Source organism: Pseudomonas sp. lyk4-R2A-10 (assembly GCF_030209075.1).
In the GTDB taxonomy this organism is placed as follows: Bacteria; Pseudomonadota; Gammaproteobacteria; order Pseudomonadales; family Pseudomonadaceae; genus Aquipseudomonas; species Aquipseudomonas glycinae.
Genome location: NZ_JARVSR010000016.1, coordinates 124887 through 142329, shown reverse-complemented (window position 1 = coordinate 142329; position 17443 = coordinate 124887). Strand labels below are relative to the sequence as shown.

The window sequence follows — 17443 nt, the reverse complement described above, 5'->3', positions numbered from 1 at the left end:
GTTGCAGCGTTAGGCTTGAACGACAGGGATCTTGGCGTTCGCAGCAGCTTCACGGAACTCGGCAATCTGGTCGAAGGACAGGTAGCGGTAAACGTCGGCCGCCATGCTGTCGATCTTGCCAGCGTATTCCATGTACTCCTCGACGGTCGGCAGGCGACCCAGGATCGAAGCAACGGACGCCAGCTCGGCCGAGGCCAGGTAGACGTTCGCGCCGTCGCCCAGACGGTTCGGGAAGTTACGGGTCGAGGTCGACACCACGGTGCTGTTCGGCTCAACGCGTGCCTGGTTACCCATGCACAGCGAGCAGCCTGGCATTTCCATGCGGGCGCCGGCCTTGCCGTAGATGCCGTAGTAGCCTTCTTCGGTCAGTTGGTGAGCGTCCATCTTGGTCGGTGGCGACAGCCACAGACGGGTTGGCAGCTGACCCTTGACCTGATCCAGCAGTTTACCGGCAGCGCGGAAGTGACCGATGTTGGTCATGCACGAACCGATGAACACCTCGTCGATCTTCTCGCCAGCAACGCTGGACAGCAGACGGGCGTCGTCCGGGTCGTTCGGCGCGCACAGTACAGGCTCGCTGATGTCGGCCAGATCGATTTCGATGACTTCGGCGTATTCGGCGTCGGCATCGGCTTCCATCAGTTGCGGGTTGGCGATCCAGGCTTCCATCGCTTGAGCACGACGCTCCAGGGTACGCGCATCGCCGTAGCCTTCGCCGATCATCCAGCGCAGCAGGGTGATGTTGGACTGCAGGTACTCGGTGATCGACTCTTTCGACAGCTTGATGGTGCAACCGGCAGCCGAACGTTCGGCCGAGGCGTCGGACAGTTCGAACGCCTGTTCCAGGGTCAGACCTTCCAGGCCTTCGATTTCCAGGATGCGGCCGGAGAAGGCGTTTTTCTTGCCTTTCTTCTCGACGGTCAGCAGACCGTTCTGGATGGCGAAGTAGGGGATGGCATGAACCAGGTCACGCAGGGTGATGCCAGGTTTCATTTTGCCTTTGAAGCGCACCAGGATCGACTCCGGCATGTCCAGCGGCATGACGCCGGTGGCAGCGGCGAACGCGACCAGGCCGGAACCGGCCGGGAACGAGATGCCCATCGGGAAACGGGTGTGCGAGTCACCACCGGTGCCGACGGTGTCCGGCAGCAGCATGCGGTTCAGCCACGAGTGGATGATGCCGTCGCCCGGACGCAGGGAAACACCGCCGCGGGTCATGATGAAGTCAGGCAGGGTGTGGTGGGTGGTCACGTCGATCGGCTTTGGATAAGCCGCGGTGTGGCAGAAGGACTGCATCACCAGATCAGCGGAGAAGCCCAGGCACGCCAGGTCTTTCAGTTCGTCACGGGTCATTGGACCGGTGGTGTCCTGAGAACCTACGGTGGTCATCTTCGGTTCGCAGTAGGTGCCAGGACGAACGCCTTTGCCTTCTGCCAGACCGCAAGCCTTGCCGACCATTTTCTGCGCCAGGGTGAAGCCCTTGGTGCTTTCAGCCGGTGCTTCCGGCTTCTTGAACAGGTCGAACGCTGGCAGACCCAGTTCGGCGCGAGCCTTCTCGGTCAGGCCACGGCCGATGATCAGCGGGATACGGCCGCCGGCGCGGACTTCGTCCAGCAGGACCGGGGTCTTCATTTCGAAGGTGGTGATGACTTCGTCGGTACCGTGCTTGCAGACTTTGCCAGCGTGCGGGTACAGGTCGATCACGTCGCCCATGTTCATGTTCGATACGTCGAACTCGATTGGCAGTGCGCCGGCATCTTCCATGGTGTTGTAGAAGATCGGAGCGATTTTGCTGCCGAAGCAGAAACCGCCAGCGCGCTTGTTCGGCACGTAAGGGATGTCGTCGCCGAAGAACCACAGCACCGAGTTGGTCGCCGATTTACGCGAGGAACCGGTACCGACCACGTCACCGACGTAAGCGATAGGGAAGCCCTGGCCGCGCATTTCTTCGATCTGCTTCATCGGGCCGGTCTTGCCTTGCTCGTCCGGAACGATGCCGTCACGGGCCATTTTCAGCATGGCCAGGGCGTGCAGCGGGATGTCAGGACGCGACCAGGCGTCTGGGGCAGGGGACAGGTCGTCGGTGTTGGTTTCGCCGGTGACCTTGAAGACGCGCAGGCTGATCTTGTCGGCCAGCACCGGGCGCTTCTTGAACCACTCGCCGTCAGCCCAGGATTGCAGTACGGCCTTGGCGTGAACGTTGCCGTTCTTGGCTTTTTCAGCCACGTCGTGGAAGGCATCGAACATCAGCAGGGTGTGCTTGAGTTCTTCGGCGGCCACTGGCGCCAGCTCGGCGTCGTCCAGCAGTTCAACCAGGGTCACGATGTTGTAGCCGCCCTGCATGGTGCCGAGCAGTTCTACAGCGCGCTTCTTGTCCAGCAGAGGGGAGGATACTTCGCCCTTGGCCAGTGCGGAGAGGAAACCGGCCTTGACGTAGGCGGCTTCGTCCACTCCTGGTGGTACGCGATTGGTGATCAGGTCAACGAGGAAAGCTTCTTCGCCAGCCGGAGGATTCTTCAGCAGCTCGACCAGGCCTGCAGTTTGTTCGGCGTTAAGCGGCTGGGGAACGATACCCAGGGCTGCACGCTCTTCGATATGTTTGCGGTAGGCTTCAAGCACAGTTATTACCCTCATCAGTGGTCCCAAATGGGTGTCCGGGACGCTCATCCCGAAATGCTCGTACTCATGCGCTGCGTGGCGTTGTGGGCCGCTTAGCCAGAATTACCGGGCATTCCTTACAGAAGCTGCTTTCAAAGTTTTACGCCTGCAGAACGGGGAGCTGATGAGGGTTGGCGTTGGGCTTTTCCCCGCTGGAAAAACCCTACGCCAACACCGCTCTGAAGGAACGACTGTGCTCGTGACGCTTTGAAAACAGCTTCTAACGGACATTGGCGCCTAAAAAGGCTGGCTGATTCTACGGCAAAAAAAATTTAAAGGTAAGTCGCGCTCTATTGGACTTTGGTTGCGTTGTGCGCGGCTCGGGCAAACCTTGATCCAGCGCTTGCCCCTGACGTTTGAGGGGTGATGAATGGCGGACAAAGGGCTAACATGCCGACCTGTTCCGCGTTTCAAGTGTTCTGCCCATTTATGCCCAATCAGACCATCAAGACCCCCTGCGTCGGCCTCTGCTCCACCGTTTACGGTGATCTGGTGTGCCGTGGCTGCAAGCGTTTCCACCACGAAGTGATCCATTGGAACGGTTACAACGAGGAAGAAAAGCGTGCGGTTTGGCTGCGTCTTGAGCAATTGCTGTCACAAGTGATGGCGAGCAAGGTCGAGGTCTTCGACCCGGCGCGCCTGCGTCTGCAACTGGAACAGCGCAAGATCCGCTTCGTCCCGCATCAGTCGGAATATTGCTGGGCGTATCAGCTGATCGCCCGGGGCGCGCGGGTGATCATTAATCTGGAAGCCTACGGAATGGTATTGCTGCCGGAGTTTCGCGACTGGAACCTGCCGGAACTGCGCGATGCCATTGATCGGGAATTTTTCCTGCTGTCGGAAGCGCACTATCAGCGCTACATCGCACCCGGATTTCTGAAGGATGCGCTGGGCGACTGAGCATTACCTGTGGCGAACGTGCTCGCCACAGGATGACAACAATGCTTAATGTTTCACCGCCAACTCCACCAAATGGTCTTCAACCTCCTGGGGTTTGAGCACCAGCACATCACTCTCCAGCTGATCCAGCACCTGTTCGGCCGTGTTGCCGATCAAGGCACCGGATACGCCACTGCGCGCCACGGTGCCAATCACGGTCACCGCCGCCTGCAGCTTGTGCGCCATGAACGGAATCAACACGTCCGCCGGACCTTCCTCGACATGCAAATGCTCGTCATCGATGTCGAACTCAGCCTGAAACGCCCGGCATTGCTCGCGATAGCGTGCCTCTATGGTTTCCTTGAGCTGGAAGGTCGGGTCGGCCGCCGACAGCATCGGCGACGGATGAGCGGTAATCACGTGAAGATGCCCTTTGGCCAGGCTGGCAATGTCGAATCCATGGTCGATGATCGTGGTGTGCAGATGACGATGTTCGCCATCGGCATTGCCCACGTCGACGGCCGCCAGAATCACCTTGTCCTTCCACGAACCGGCGGTCTTCACCAGCAGCACCGGAGTAGGGCAGTGGCGCAGCAGTTTCCAGTCCGCCGGGGTCAGCAGGGCCTTTTTCAACGGGCTGTCGGGGAAGTGCTGCTTGATCACCAGCCCGCAGCCTTCAGCCTGCTGCACATCGATGATGGTTTCGTGCAGGCTCTCGTTCCACGCCTGTTCGGTGGTGACGCTGTAGCCGTCCGCCAAAAGCGCGGCCTTGAGCACGCTGAGCATGCCGGCGTGATCGTGCTTCTTGTCGCAGACCAGCAGGTGCAGATGGGCCTGGGTCACCCCGGCGATCAGTTTGGCGCGCTTGAGCGCCAGGCTTTCCGCGTGTTCGGGTTCGATGACCACCAGAATGCTGCGAATGGCTTGCATGAGTGAGTCTCCAGCAATGAAAAGGCACGGCGTTGCACAACTATAGTTGCTGCGCATCCGTCTGCGACTTGATGCATATCAACGCGCGCGGCTGGTGGTCTGCGGGCAGGCCGGTATAATCGGCGCCCTTCGCTCGAACACCTTTTGACCGTGAGCCCCATGATCCTTCCCGAAATCCACGAATTCCTTGGTTGCCGCACGCCTGACGCCTGGGTTCAGGCCGCGCTGGCCGATCAGGAAACCCTGCTGATCGACCACAAGAACTGCGAGTTCAAGGCCGCCAGCACCGCGTTGAGCCTGATCGCCAAGTACCATTCCCACGTCGATCTGATCAACATGATGTCGCGTCTGGCCCGGGAAGAACTGGTGCACCACGAACAGGTGATGCGCATCATGAAGCGGCGCAAGATCGAACTGCGCCAGCTGCACGCCGGCCGTTATGCCTCGAGTCTGCGCAAAGTGGTGCGCAGTCACGAGCCGGTGAAACTGGTCGACACTCTTGTGGTCGGCGCCTTCATCGAAGCGCGCAGTTGTGAGCGGTTCGAAGCGCTGGTGCCGCATCTGGACGAAGAACTCGGCAAGTTCTACTTCGGCCTGCTGAAAAGCGAGGCCCGGCATTTCCAGGGTTACCTGAAACTGGCCTACCAATACGGTGACGCCAAGGACATCGCGCAAGTAATCGAAAGAGTCCGCGCCGCCGAGCAGGACCTGATCGAGTCGCCGGACGAGGAATTCCGTTTCCACAGCGGTGTACCCGTCGCGGCATGAATTGTTAAAAACTCTTAAGAGTATGAAACTTCAACGAAAACCGGCCCCGGAGGCCGGTTTTTGCTGCCTGCGATAAACGTCTCGCCATTGAATGCCCGCATAATGTCGCCCACTTCACAAAGCGGTTGGCGGCGGTTGTTATGGATAACCTGGGTTTTGGCAGAGTCCTGCTGGTGGAAGACGATGAGCGGCTGGCCGCGCTGATCGCCCACTTTCTCGAACAACACGGCTACGAGGTGCGCACGGTGCATCGCGGCGATCTGGCCGTGGCCGCGTTTCTCGAATTCAAGCCCAAGGTGGTGGTGCTCGACCTGATGCTGCCGGGGCAGAGCGGCCTGCACGTGTGCCGGGAAATCCGCAGCGTGTCGGACACGCCGATTGTCATCCTGACGGCCAAGGAAGACGACCTCGACCATATTCTGGGCCTGGAGTCCGGGGCCGACGACTACGTGATCAAACCGATCAAGCCGCCCGTCCTGCTCGCGCGCCTGCGTGCCCTGCAGCGCCGGCAAGTCCCGGAAAGCGGCGTAGTGAGTTCGCTGGAGTTCGGCAACCTGATCATTGATCGCAGTTGCCGCGAAGTGCGTCTGGCGGGCGAGCTGATCGAGCTGACCACCATGGAATTCGAGCTGCTGTGGCTGCTGGCCAGCGCTGCCGGCAAGATCCTGTCGCGCGATGACATCCTCAACCGCATGCGCGGCATCGCGTTCGATGGCCTCAATCGCAGCGTCGACGTGTACATCAGCAAGTTGCGCAACAAACTCAAGGACAACCCTCGCGAACCGGTGTGCATCAAGACCGTGTGGGGCAAGGGGTACCTGTTCAATCCGTTCGCGTGGGAGTTGTAGATGCTGCGGTTATTTCTCGGGCTGTTTCTGGTGATGACGGTCGGGCTGGTGGCGGCGCTGCAAACCGTCGAACACACCTTCAACGCGTTGCTCGACAATCAGATGCAGGCCTACAACCGTGAGGCGGTACGCGGACAGGCGTGGTCGCTGATCGAACACATGCGCGACCAGCAGGGCTCAGCGCGCGAGGCGCAACTGGAGGCGTTACGGCCGCACTACGGGCTGACGCTGAGCCTGGTCGAGGCTGACCAACTGAACCTCAACGATCAGGAGAAAGCCGAACTGGCCCAGGATCTGCTGGTGATCCGCGATGACTACACCCAGTTCATCAGCAACATCGACGGTGGTTCGCAGTTGCTCAGCATCAAGCTGCCTCCCGAGCCGAGCCTGATGCCGTTCTACATTGCCGGGGCCTACCTGATGCTGGCCGTGCTGCTCGGCATCGTCCTGTACTTCTGGGTTCGCCCGCACTGGCGCGATCTGGAAAAGCTGCGCCTGGCCGCCGAGCGCTTCGGCGACAACGATCTTTCGGTGCGGATCCAGCTGTCCAAACGCTCGAACATCCGCGACCTGGCCGGCCACTTCAACCTGATGGCGGCGCGCATCGAAGGCCTGATCGCCAATCAGCGCGAACTGACCAACGCGGTCTCCCACGAACTGCGCACGCCGATTGCCCGGTTGTCGTTCGAGCTCGATCAGCTCAAGCAGCAACCGGACGCCAGCCAGAACCGCGAACTGATCGCCGACATGTACGCCGACCTCGGCGAGCTGGAAGAAATGGTCTCCGAACTGCTGACCTACGCCAGCCTCGAGCGCGGCGCGACGGTGATCACCCGCGAAAACATTCAGGCTGCCAACTGGCTCGACAGCGTGGTCGGCAGCGTGGCGCTGGAAGCCGAGGCGGCCGGGGTGCAGCTGTTGATCGTAGATTGCCGGGTCGACGAAGTGCGGATCGAACCGCGTTTCATGGCGCGTGCGGTGATCAATCTGCTGCGCAATGCCATCCGGTATGCCGAGCAGCGGGTCGAGGTGTCGCTGGTGCGCGTTGGCGATCAATACGAAGTGCAGGTCAACGACGACGGGCCGGGTGTGCCGCTGGCAGGGCGGGAGAAAATCTTCGAACCGTTCTCGCGTCTGGACGCCAGCCGTGACCGCCGCACGGGCGGCTTCGGCCTCGGCCTGGCGCTGGTGCGGCGGGTGTCGCAATCCCATGGCGGGCAGGTCGAGGTCGGCGACTCGCCGTGGGGCGGCGCTTCGTTCCGCATGACCTGGGCGCATCTGGATTGATGAGTCTCCCTCCCCGGAAGGGAAGGCAGTCGATTAACTGAGGACGTAGTCCACCGGTTTCAGCGCTGGCGGCAACGGTTCAGTCCCCAGCTCCGAGAGAATATCCCGCTCGATACCCCGCACCAGCGCATCGGTCGGCAAATCGTTTTCATCCCGGCCGAACGGGTCTTCCAGTTCATCGGCAATCGCATCCAGGCCGAAGAAGGTGTAGCTGACAATCGCCGTGAACAGCGGCGTCAGCCACCCCAGCGGTTCGGCCATGGCGAACGGCAGCAGGATGCAGAACAGGTAAATCGTGCGATGCAGCAGCAAGGTATAGGGGAAGGGCAGCGGCGTGTTCTTGATCCGCTCGCACACCGCCTGCGCCTGGGTCAGGCTGGTCAGGTGATTGGCCAGCAGCATGTAGCGCCATTCACTGAGATCGCCCGCCTCATGCAGATCGGAGCATTGCTGACCCACCGTCTGCAGGATTCGCCCGCTGTAATCCGGCACCTGCGCATCGTGTTGCGGGGTGATCCATTGAGCGCTGGCGGCGGCTTCGTCTTCCCGGCGCAGTCGCGCATTCAGCGCGTGGGCGAAACCACAAAGGTTAAGCAGCAATAACCGACGCTGGGCCGATTCGCGGATCACATGGGTCTCGCGAATCACCGAGCGCACATGCACGATCACATCGCCCCAAGCCTTGCGCGCTTCGTACCAGCGGTCGTAGCAGGCGTTGTTGCGAAAATTCATGAAGATCGACAGCGACAGGCCGAGCAGCGTGAACGGCGTGGCGTTGACCTTGGTGAAGTTGCTCGGGTGGAGCATTTCCACCAGCACGATGGCCGACGCCAGCAGTGTGACCATCAGGGTGCGCAGGGCGATGCGCTTGGCAATCGAGCCCTTGAGGGTGAAGAGAATGGCGAATTGATTGACCTTGGGTCGGATGATCATGCGGCTCTCTGCCTTGCAAACGTGGCGGATCAGCCGCCGGTCATGTTCATGAAACGCACCACTTGCACGTCGTCGTTCACTTCAAAGTTGTGCCGGTAAGGCTTGAGTTTCATCGCTTCGATGATGGCTTTCTCAAGCCGCTCCGGTTGACCCGGGTGGGCCCGCAGCACCGCTTTCAGATCCACCGAATGCTCGTTCCCCAGACACAGTAGCAAACGCCCCTCGACGGTCAGCCGCACCCGGTTGCAGGTGCCGCAGAAGTTGTGGCTGTGGGGCGAGATGAATCCCAGCCGAATGTGCGGCGCTTCGGCGAGCCGCCAGTAGCGCGACGGGCCATGGGTCGACTCGGCGGAGTCGATCAGGGTGTAGCGCTCGGCGATCCGTTCGCGCACTTGGGTACTGGAGAAGAACGACTCGGCGCGGCTGTGTTCGCTGATGATCCCCAGCGGCATTTCCTCGATGAAGGAAATGTCCAGATCCCGTTCGATGGCGAACTGCACCAGATCGTTGATCTCGTGATCGTTGCGGCCCTGCATCACCACGCAGTTGAGTTTAGTGCGGGTAAATCCGGCGGCGCGCGCGGCGTCGATGCCATCGATCACCTGGGCCAGATCACCGGTGCGGGTCATCTGCTTGAAACGCTCGGCATCAAGACTGTCGAGGCTGACGTTGAGGCGTTTGACCCCGGCGTCGAACAGCGGGCTGGCCAGTTTGCCGAGCTGCGAGCCGTTGGTGGTCAGGCACAGTTCGCGCAGGCCGGGCAGGGCGGCGATCTGCTTGCACAAGCCGACGACGCCGGGACGAATCAGCGGCTCGCCGCCGGTCAGGCGAATCTTGCGGGTGCCGAGCGCAACGAAGCTCTGCGCCAGTTGATAGATTTCCTCCAGCGTCAGCACCCGTTGGCGCGGCAGAAACTGCATGTCTTCGGCCATGCAATACACGCAGCGAAAGTCGCAGCGGTCGGTGACCGACATGCGCAGGTAGTCGACGCGGCGGTTGTAACCATCGATCAAGACGCGCTCTGACATGACAGCCTCGCTTGGGTGAAATCCGCTATTGAAGGGATTGGGTCGGCGCAGGTTATGAGCAACTTGAGACAGAGTCCAATCACTCTTAATGACCGGCCGATTGATGCTGTCGATGATGAAATAATTATTTGCTGTTTTTCCCTTCTTAGTTTTGCAAGTGCCCGTATTTAAAGGGTTTAAGTCCGTGATAGATGCTTTCGATAACGCAGTCATTAATAGCGATTAGACAAGTTTTTGCAGCGGTTCCTATCCTTGGCCCCGTCAAACGAAACGACCGCTTTTTTAACTTGAAAGTCAGTCGTCGCTGTTTAAACCCGATCAGGTTTTTGCCTGTGTGCATCGTCATGGAGAAGTCCCATGTCACAAGTCGACCGTTACAAACCCTACAAGGGCGCCGCTGCGGGTTGGGGCGCTGTCATCAGCCTCACCAAGAACTGGCTGGGCAGTGAAAACGCCCTGAAAAACATCCGCGCCATGCTCAAGACCAACCAGAACGGCGGCTTTGACTGCCCAGGTTGTGCCTGGGGTGAAGCGCCCGGTGCGAGCATGCTGAAGTTCTGCGAGAACGGCGCCAAAGCGGTGAACTGGGAAGCCACCGGCCGCCTGGTCGATCCGGCGTTCTTCAACAAGTACACAGTCTCGACCCTGGCCGAGCAAAGCGATTACTGGCTCGAATACCAAGGCCGGATCACACATCCGATGCGCTACGACGCGCGGGTCGACCGCTATGTCGAAACCACCTGGGACGACGCCTTCGCGCTGATCGCCAAGCACCTCAAAGGCTTGAAATCGCCCCACGAGGCCGAGTTCTACACCTCGGGTCGCGCCAGCAACGAAGCGGCGTTTCTCTACCAGTTGTTCGTTCGCGCCTACGGCACCAACAACTTCCCGGACTGCTCGAACATGTGCCACGAAGCCAGTGCGGTGAGCATGGGCGAGAGCCTCGGCGTCGGCAAAGGCACGGTGGTCTATGAAGACCTGCACCACGCCGATGCGATTTTCGTCATCGGCCAGAACCCCGGCACCAACCACCCGCGCATGCTCGAACCGCTGCGAGAAGCGGTGAAGCGCGGCGCGCAAGTGGTGTGCATCAACCCGCTCAAAGAGCGTGGACTGGAGCGTTTCCAGAACCCGCAAAACCCGATCGAGATGCTCAGCAACGGCTGGGAAGCGACCAACACCGCGTACTTCCGTCCTGCCTTGGGCGGTGACATGGCGATGATTCGCGGCATGGCCAAGTTCCTGCTGGAGTGGGAGCGCGAAGCCCAGGCCACCGGCGGCGAACCGGTGTTCGATCACGCCTTCATTGCCGAGCACACCTCGGGTCTCGACAGCTATCTGGCCGAAGTCGATGCCACGAGCTGGGAGCACATCGTCGAGCAGTCCGGCGTGCCGCTGCATGACATCGAACTGGCAGCGCGCATGTACGCCCGGGCCAAGAGCGTGATCATGTGCTGGGCCATGGGCCTGACCCAGCACGTGCACTCGGTGCCGACCCTGCAGGAGGTCATCAACCTGCAACTGCTGCGCGGCAACGTCGGCCGTCCGGGCGCCGGGCTGTCGCCGGTGCGCGGCCACAGTAACGTGCAGGGCGACCGCACCATGGGCATCAACGAACTGGCCCCGACCGAGCTGATGGACGCCCTGGAAAAACGCTTCAACTTCAAAGTGCCGCGGATGCACGGCCACAACACGGTCATGGCGATTGGTGCCATGGAACGTGGCGAAGCCAAGGTGTTTATCGGGCTCGGCGGCAACTTCGCCCAAGCCACGCCGGACACCCCGCGCACCCACGCCGCGATGCGCAAACTCGACCTGAGCGTGCACATCTCGACCAAACTCAACCGCAGCCATCTGGTGACCGGGCGTGATGCGCTGATCCTGCCGTGCCTGGGCCGTACCGACATCGACGTACAGGCCGAAGGTCCGCAAGGCGTGACCGTGGAAGACACCTTCAGCATGGTGCACTTGTCGTTCGGCCAACTGAAACCGAAGTCGGCGCATCTGAAATCCGAGCCGGCGATTATTGCCGGGATTGCCGCCGCCACGTTGGGCAAACACCCGATCGACTGGGAATGGGCGGTGGGCGACTACGGGCGTATCCGCAACCTGATCGCCGACGTGATTCCGGGCTTCGAGAATTTCAACGAGAAGCTGCTGACCCCCGGTGGTTTCCACCTCGGCAACAACGCTTCCGACCGGGTCTGGAAAACCGAATCCGGCAAGGCCCAGTTCACCCCGTGTGTGCTGCCGGAACATCTGATCAGCGAAGGCGTGCGCAACCTGCCGGTCAAACCGCATCTGATCCTGCAAACCATGCGTTCCCACGATCAGTACAACACCACGCTGTACGGCCTCGACGACCGTTATCGCGGGGTCTACGGCATGCGCGACGTGGTGTTCGCCAACGAACAGGACATCCGCCGGCTCGGTTTCGAACCGGGGCAAAAGGTCGATCTTGTGGCGCTGTGGGGCGACGAGCGCGAACGTCGGGTCAGCGGTTTTACCCTGATCGCCTACGACATTCCTGCCGGGCAGGCTGCCGCGTATTACCCGGAAACCAATCCACTGGTGCCGCTGGAAAGTTACGGTGACCGCACCTACACGCCGACCTCGAAATTCGTGGCGATCCGCCTCGAAGCGGCCCAGACGAGCAACCTGATCCCGTCGTCGGTGGCCTGACCGACCCACGCGATCCAACCCTTCTGCAATTTGACTGGCTGCAGGCGTTCGCGCCTGGCGGTGGCCCGGCCGTGTGCTGCCGCTTTTCAGCCTTGATGAGGACATCATCATGTTCAACCTGGAGGCACTGGACCTGGCGCGAATTCAATTCGCGTTCACGGTTTCGTTCCACATCATTTTCCCGGCGATCACCATTGGTCTCGCGAGTTTCCTGGCGGTGCTTGAAGGCCTGTGGCTGAAAACCCGTAACGACACTTACCGCGATCTCTACCACTTCTGGTCGAAGATCTTCGCCGTCAACTTCGGCATGGGCGTGGTCTCCGGTCTGGTCATGGCGTACCAGTTCGGCACCAACTGGAGCGGGTTCTCTGATTTTGCCGGCAGCGTCACCGGGCCGTTGCTGACCTATGAAGTGCTGACCGCGTTCTTCCTCGAGGCCGGGTTTCTCGGGGTGATGCTGTTCGGCTGGAACCGCGTCGGCCGTGGCTTGCACTTCTTCGCCACGGTGATGGTCGCCATCGGCACGCTGATCTCGACTTTCTGGATTCTTGCCTCCAACAGCTGGATGCAGACCCCGCAGGGTTTCGAAATCGTCGACGGTCGGGTAATGCCGGTCGACTGGCTGGCGATCGTGTTCAACCCGTCGTTCCCGTTCCGGCTGGCGCACATGGCGATTGCCGCGTTCGTTGCCACAGCGTTCTTTGTCGGCGCTTCGGCGGCCTGGCATTTGCTACGTGGCAACGACAGCAAACCGGTGCGCAAGATGTTTTCCATGGCGCTGTGGATGGCGCTTATCGTCGCGCCGATTCAAGCGGTGGTGGGTGACGCCCATGGCTTGAACACCGTGGAACATCAACCGGCGAAAATCGCCGCCATCGAGGGCCACTGGGAAAACGCCGACAACGGGCCGACCCCGCTGGTGCTGTTCGGCATCCCGGACATGCAGGCGGAGAAGACCAAATACGCGATCGAGATTCCGTACCTCGGCAGCCTGATCCTCACCCACAGCCTCGACAAGCAGATCCCGGCGCTCAAGAGCTTCCCGAAAGAAGACCGGCCGAATTCGACCGTGATTTTCTGGAGCTTCCGCGTGATGGCCGGGCTGGGCATGTTGATGATCCTCGTCGGTGTGGTGGGGCTGGCGCTGCGGCGCAACGGCAAGGTCTACCGGCATCGCGGCTTCCAGCGGCTGGTGTTGCTGATGGGGCCGAGCGGACTGATTGCGCTGCTGGCCGGTTGGATCACCACTGAAGTCGGGCGCCAGCCGTGGGTGGTGTACGGCCTGATGCGCACTCATGACGCGGCGTCCCATCACTCGGTGGCGCAGATGAGCACGTCGCTGGCGCTGTTCGTCGTCATCTACTGCTCGGTGTTCACCGTGGGCATCGGCTACATGATGAAACTGGTGAGCAAGGGCCCGCAGCCGCACCACGAACATCCGCCCGAAGGCACTCAGGTGCAGACCCCGCGCCGGCCACTTTCGGCGGTTACCGACAACCTCGAATCCGCGACCCGGATCCACTGAAAAAGGAGCGTTGAGTCATGGGTATTCAAGGTATCGATCTCTCGTTGATCTGGGGCGTGATCATTGCCTTCGGGGTGATGATGTACGTGATCATGGACGGCTTCGATCTGGGCCTCGGGATCCTGTTCCCGATGATCAGCGACGAGCAGGAACGCGACGTGATGATGAACACCGTCGCACCCGTCTGGGACGGCAACGAAACCTGGCTGGTGCTCGGCGGCGCGGCGTTGTACGGCGCGTTTCCGCTGGCTTACGGGGTGATTCTCGAGGCGCTGTATCTGCCGTTGATCTTCATGCTGGCGGGTCTGATTTTCCGTGGGGTGGCGTTCGAGTTTCGCTTCAAGGCGCCGGCTGAAAAACGTCATCTGTGGGACTGGGCGTTCATTGGCGGTTCGCTGCTGGCGACGTTCTCCCAGGGCGTGGTGATCGGCGCGTATGTGGCGGGGATTCCGGTGGTGGATCGGCAGTTTGCCGGTGGCGGTCTCGACTGGCTGGCGCCGTTCCCGCTGGTTTGCGGCGTCGGTCTGGTGATTGCTTACGCCTTGCTCGGCAGTACCTGGCTGCTGGTCAAGACCGAAGGAATGCTCGAATCGCGGATGCGTCACTACAGCCGTCCACTGGCGTGGCTGTTGTTGGCGATGGTGGTGGTGATCGGCGCGTGGACGTTGCAACTGCACCCGGAACTGGCCAGTCGTTGGTTCAACCATGCGCATCTGATCGTGTTCGCCGGGCTGGTGGTGTTGGCGGTGCTGGCGCTGTTCGGGCTGTTGCGTTCGTTGCGTCAGCGGCACACCCACTGGCCGTTCGTGTTCACGCTGGTGCTGATGTTCCTCGGCTACATCGGGCTGGCGCTGAGCATCTGGCCGAACATCATCCCGCCATCGGTCAGCCTGTGGGCGGCAGCTTCACCGGCCACCAGCCAGCTGTTCGCCTTGATCGGTGCGCTGTTCATCCTGCCGGTGATCCTGATGTACACCTTCTGGAGCTACTACGTGTTCCGCGGCAAAGTGAGGATCGGCGATGGCTACCATTGAAATGCGTGAAGTGAAAAGTCGCTGGTACAAGCGCCTGGGCTGGCTGTTGCTGATCTGGTCCGGCAGCGTGGTGTCGTTGGCGGTGGTGGCGAGCCTGTTGAAACTGGCGATGTATGCGGCGGGGATGAGAACCCACTGACCATAAAAAAACCGGAGCTTGGCTCCGGTTTTTTATTGCCTGCGATGTACTTCCTCCTTTGGGGGGGAGGAACTGCCTTGAGGTCTATTCCCCGCCAAACATCGCCGTCCAGTAAATACCGGCACTGCTCTTCGGATCGACTGCGTAAGCAGCGCCGAGTTCGCGGTACTGCGGGTTCATCAGGTTGGCGCAATGACCGGGGCTGGCGAGCCAGCCGGCAACGACTTTCTGCACCGTGTCCTGCCCGGCGGCGATGTTCTCGCCGACCTGCTGACCGCTATAACCGGCCAGTTCCGCGCGGTCGCCGGGAGTGCCGCCGTTGCGGTCCTTATGGTCGAAATAATTGTTGTTGGCCATCTCGCGGCTGTGCTCCTGGGCAACGCCGCCGAGCACCGCGTTCCACGCCAGCGGCGCAGTCGCTGCGAATGCCTGACCGCCGCACTGGCGCGGCTGGGTGCGGGCGGCGTTGAGTTGTTCGAGGAGTTTCTGTCCTTCAGCCTGACCGTCGCCGAGGCGGGCGGACAGCAGTGGCCGGGCGAGGGTGATGCGCCAGTCACGATCAGCGCGGCTGACGCCGATATCGACGAACTGCGGATCCAGCACCACCTGACAGAAGCTTTCCTGAATCGCCTTCATCGCCGACGCCGCATCCCGTGGCCCGTTCAGGGTGATCGCCTGCACGTTGACCATCGGGTAGCGAGCGCTGGACATCGCCTGCTGCAAATCCACCACGCCGCTGGCCGGCAGAATCAGGCGCGGATCGGCCGACAGCGGCGGCAATTCGCTGGACGCCTGGCTGCCACAACGCTGCGGCTGGCTGCGGTAGCTGTTGATCGATTCGATCAATTGCGACTCATCGGTGGCCATGGCCGAAGTGGCCAGCGCCAGGCCCACGGACAACGCGGCGAGTCGCAGAACGGATGGCATGAAGCGCATGGAAATCTCCCTTGGGCTGAGTGCGCACATCATGCGCGAAAGGGCCCCGGTTCGTGCAATGTCTTTTTCTTCACAACGCGGATTTTTCTGCCGAACGATTCCGTGCAATTTGCCGTCTACACTCTGCGAAGACCCCGGAAACCGGGCGTCTCAACCACGTAACACTTCGCCCGCATCGGGCCCTGCCGGAAGAATGATCATGGGATTGAACGGGTTGCTTTGCTGTCTTGCGTTGACCCTGCTGAGCGGTGCTGCGCTGGCCACCGATCAGGCGCCGATCAAGGAAAAGGCCGAGGCGAAAGCCGAGGTTCTGGAAGAGAAGGCCGCCGACAAACCCGACGCACCTCCGGCACCCAAATCCGAAGCCATCACCCCGACCGAAGCACAGGCGGTCGACCCCGCAGGCGCCGCACCGCTGGACGATCCGATTACCTGCCTGGCGCGCAGTATCTATTGGGAAGCCAAGGGCAAGGACAATGCCGACATGGAAGGCGTGGCCAGTGTAGTGATGAATCGCCTCGGGCATGACGGCTTTCCAGGCACGGTGTGCGAGGTGGTCAAGCAGGGCTCGGAAAGCAAGAGTTGCCAGTTTTCCTGGTGGTGCGACGGGCGTCCGGATCAGGTCAAGGAAGATGCCGAATACGCGCTGGCCAAGGAAATCGCCGGCAAGGCGCTGAACCGTCAGCTCACCGATCGCACTCACGGCGCGCTGTACTTCCACGACCGCAACGTACATCCGAGCTGGGCCAAGGAATACAGAAAAACCGCCGAGACCAGGAAATTCCTGTTCTACAAACCCGCGGGCGGGGATGCGCGTTAGGCGCAGACTTCGCGCACGCAATTGCGCAACCAGCGATGCGCCGGGTCGGCGTCCATGCGCGGGTGCCAAAGCATCGACACGCTGATATCCGGCATGCGCAAGGGCAGGGCGAAGCTGTGCAGGCCCGTGCGCAGTTTGCTGGTGTGACGTTCCGGAACGGTGGCGATCAGGTCCGATTCACGGACCAGCGTCAGCGCCGCCGAAAATCCGCCGAACGAGGTGACGATATCCCGCGTCAGCCCGAAGGCGAGCAATGCCTCGTCCACCGGTCCGCTGCTGCGCCCGCGCCGTGACACCAGAATGTGCTGGCCTGCAGCAAAGCGTTTGGCGCTGACCTTGCCGCTGCTCAGCGGATGTCCTTCACGCACCACTCCGATCCACTGATCGCGGAACAGGATGCGACTGTGCAGCGTCGGGTCGGTGCTGTCGTCGACCACGCCGGTTTCCAGATCCACCCGGCCTACGCGCAGCAGCGTGCTGTCCTTGTCAGCCTTTTGCACAAAGCGCAGGCGCACGCCGGGGGCCTCTTCGGCGATGCGGGCGAGCAGGGCGGCGGCGAAGGTTTCGACGAACCCGTCGGTGTTGCGCAGGGTGAAGGTGCGCCGCAACTGGCCGGGATCGAGCACTTCTGCCGGGCGCAAAACCGCTTCGGCTTCCTGCACCAGATAACTGACCCGGTCGCGCAGCTCCAGCGCACGCGGGGTCGGCACCAGCCCACGACCGGCACGCACCAGCAGCGGATCGCCGGTGGTTTCCCGCAGCCGGGCCAATGCGCGGCTCATGGCGGAAGGGCTCAGACGCAGGCGTTCGGCGGCGCGGGCGACGCTGCCTTCGCTCAGGAGCACGTCGAGGGTGATCAACAGGTTCAGATCCGGTGCATTCATGACATGGCGTTCCATGCAGGTATCAAGTGCAAAGCATGCGTCTTGCGCCTTGTATTGTCGAGGCTCAGGCTATGTCGCATGACCTTTGCCCT

General features: G+C 61.3%; 15 protein-coding genes. 9 read left to right on the top strand and 6 right to left on the bottom strand.

Going from position 1 to position 17443, the window contains the following annotated elements; translation table 11 throughout:
• Positions 1-9: 9 nt before the first annotated feature.
• On the bottom strand, positions 10-2619 hold the full coding sequence (acnB, locus tag QRN46_RS26720; protein ID WP_041475328.1) for a bifunctional aconitate hydratase 2/2-methylisocitrate dehydratase: 2610 nt from the start codon (positions 2617-2619) through the stop codon (positions 10-12).
• A gap of 468 nt (positions 2620-3087) precedes the next feature.
• On the opposite strand from acnB, the gene QRN46_RS26715 reads away from it, so the two are divergent.
• Positions 3088-3558, top strand: a complete 471-nt coding sequence (locus QRN46_RS26715; protein ID WP_039767141.1) for a DUF1289 domain-containing protein — start codon at positions 3088-3090, stop codon at positions 3556-3558.
• Positions 3559-3603: 45 nt separating this feature from the next.
• Here QRN46_RS26715 and uspL read toward each other — a convergent pair whose 3' ends face one another.
• On the bottom strand, positions 3604-4467 hold the full coding sequence (uspL, locus tag QRN46_RS26710; protein WP_011334765.1) for a universal stress protein UspL: 864 nt from the start codon (positions 4465-4467) through the stop codon (positions 3604-3606).
• 159 nt (positions 4468-4626) lie between these two features.
• On the opposite strand from uspL, the gene QRN46_RS26705 reads away from it, so the two are divergent.
• The 3 genes from QRN46_RS26705 to QRN46_RS26695 all read left to right on the top strand — a co-directional run bounded on the left by QRN46_RS26705 (position 4627) and on the right by QRN46_RS26695 (position 7370).
• Positions 4627-5235: a MiaE family protein gene (locus QRN46_RS26705; RefSeq protein WP_011334764.1), complete on the top strand. Its 609-nt coding sequence runs from the start codon at positions 4627-4629 to the stop codon at positions 5233-5235.
• Between the two features lie 140 nt (positions 5236-5375).
• Positions 5376-6083 (top strand): response regulator, encoded by a 708-nt coding sequence (locus tag QRN46_RS26700; RefSeq protein WP_007958821.1) that lies wholly within the window; start codon positions 5376-5378, stop codon positions 6081-6083.
• Positions 6084-7370, top strand: coding sequence for an ATP-binding protein (locus QRN46_RS26695; protein WP_285358312.1), 1287 nt, complete (start codon positions 6084-6086; stop codon positions 7368-7370). It abuts the gene before it with no gap.
• A gap of 33 nt (positions 7371-7403) precedes the next feature.
• On the opposite strand, the gene QRN46_RS26690 is transcribed toward QRN46_RS26695, so the two are convergent.
• Positions 7404-8303: a bestrophin family protein gene (locus QRN46_RS26690; RefSeq protein WP_011334761.1), complete on the bottom strand. Its 900-nt coding sequence runs from the start codon at positions 8301-8303 to the stop codon at positions 7404-7406.
• Between the two features lie 29 nt (positions 8304-8332).
• On the bottom strand, positions 8333-9331 hold the full coding sequence (gene moaA / locus QRN46_RS26685) for a GTP 3',8-cyclase MoaA (RefSeq protein WP_011334760.1): 999 nt from the start codon (positions 9329-9331) through the stop codon (positions 8333-8335).
• A gap of 357 nt (positions 9332-9688) precedes the next feature.
• On the opposite strand from moaA, the gene QRN46_RS26680 reads away from it, so the two are divergent.
• The 4 genes from QRN46_RS26680 (at position 9689) to QRN46_RS26665 (ending at position 14711) form a co-directional block, all read left to right on the top strand.
• A complete protein-coding gene (locus QRN46_RS26680) occupies positions 9689-12013 on the top strand; it encodes an FdhF/YdeP family oxidoreductase (protein ID WP_201819134.1) in 2325 nt (774 codons plus the stop codon).
• 109 nt (positions 12014-12122) lie between these two features.
• The gene (locus QRN46_RS26675) at positions 12123-13538 is read left to right on the top strand and encodes a cytochrome ubiquinol oxidase subunit I (RefSeq protein WP_221614461.1); all 1416 of its coding nucleotides are present in this window, start codon (positions 12123-12125) and stop codon (positions 13536-13538) included.
• 17 nt (positions 13539-13555) lie between these two features.
• A complete protein-coding gene (gene cydB, locus QRN46_RS26670) occupies positions 13556-14572 on the top strand; it encodes a cytochrome d ubiquinol oxidase subunit II (RefSeq protein ID WP_085654252.1) in 1017 nt (338 codons plus the stop codon).
• Complete coding sequence (locus QRN46_RS26665; RefSeq protein ID WP_074688757.1) at positions 14559-14711, top strand: DUF2474 domain-containing protein; 153 nt, start codon at positions 14559-14561, stop codon at positions 14709-14711. Before cydB ends, QRN46_RS26665 begins: the two co-directional genes overlap by 14 nt.
• Before the next feature lie 84 nt (positions 14712-14795).
• Here the strand turns inward: QRN46_RS26665 and QRN46_RS26660 are convergent, their stop codons facing one another.
• Complete coding sequence (locus QRN46_RS26660) at positions 14796-15647, bottom strand: CAP domain-containing protein (protein WP_041475327.1); 852 nt, start codon at positions 15645-15647, stop codon at positions 14796-14798.
• Between the two features lie 199 nt (positions 15648-15846).
• On the opposite strand from QRN46_RS26660, the gene QRN46_RS26655 reads away from it, so the two are divergent.
• Complete coding sequence (locus tag QRN46_RS26655) at positions 15847-16467, top strand: cell wall hydrolase (RefSeq protein WP_041475326.1); 621 nt, start codon at positions 15847-15849, stop codon at positions 16465-16467.
• Here the strand turns inward: QRN46_RS26655 and QRN46_RS26650 are convergent.
• Positions 16464-17351: a LysR family transcriptional regulator gene (locus tag QRN46_RS26650; protein WP_011334754.1), complete on the bottom strand. Its 888-nt coding sequence runs from the start codon at positions 17349-17351 to the stop codon at positions 16464-16466. The two genes, QRN46_RS26655 and QRN46_RS26650, sit on opposite strands and share 4 nt — an antisense overlap.
• Positions 17352-17443: the final 92 nt, after the last annotated feature.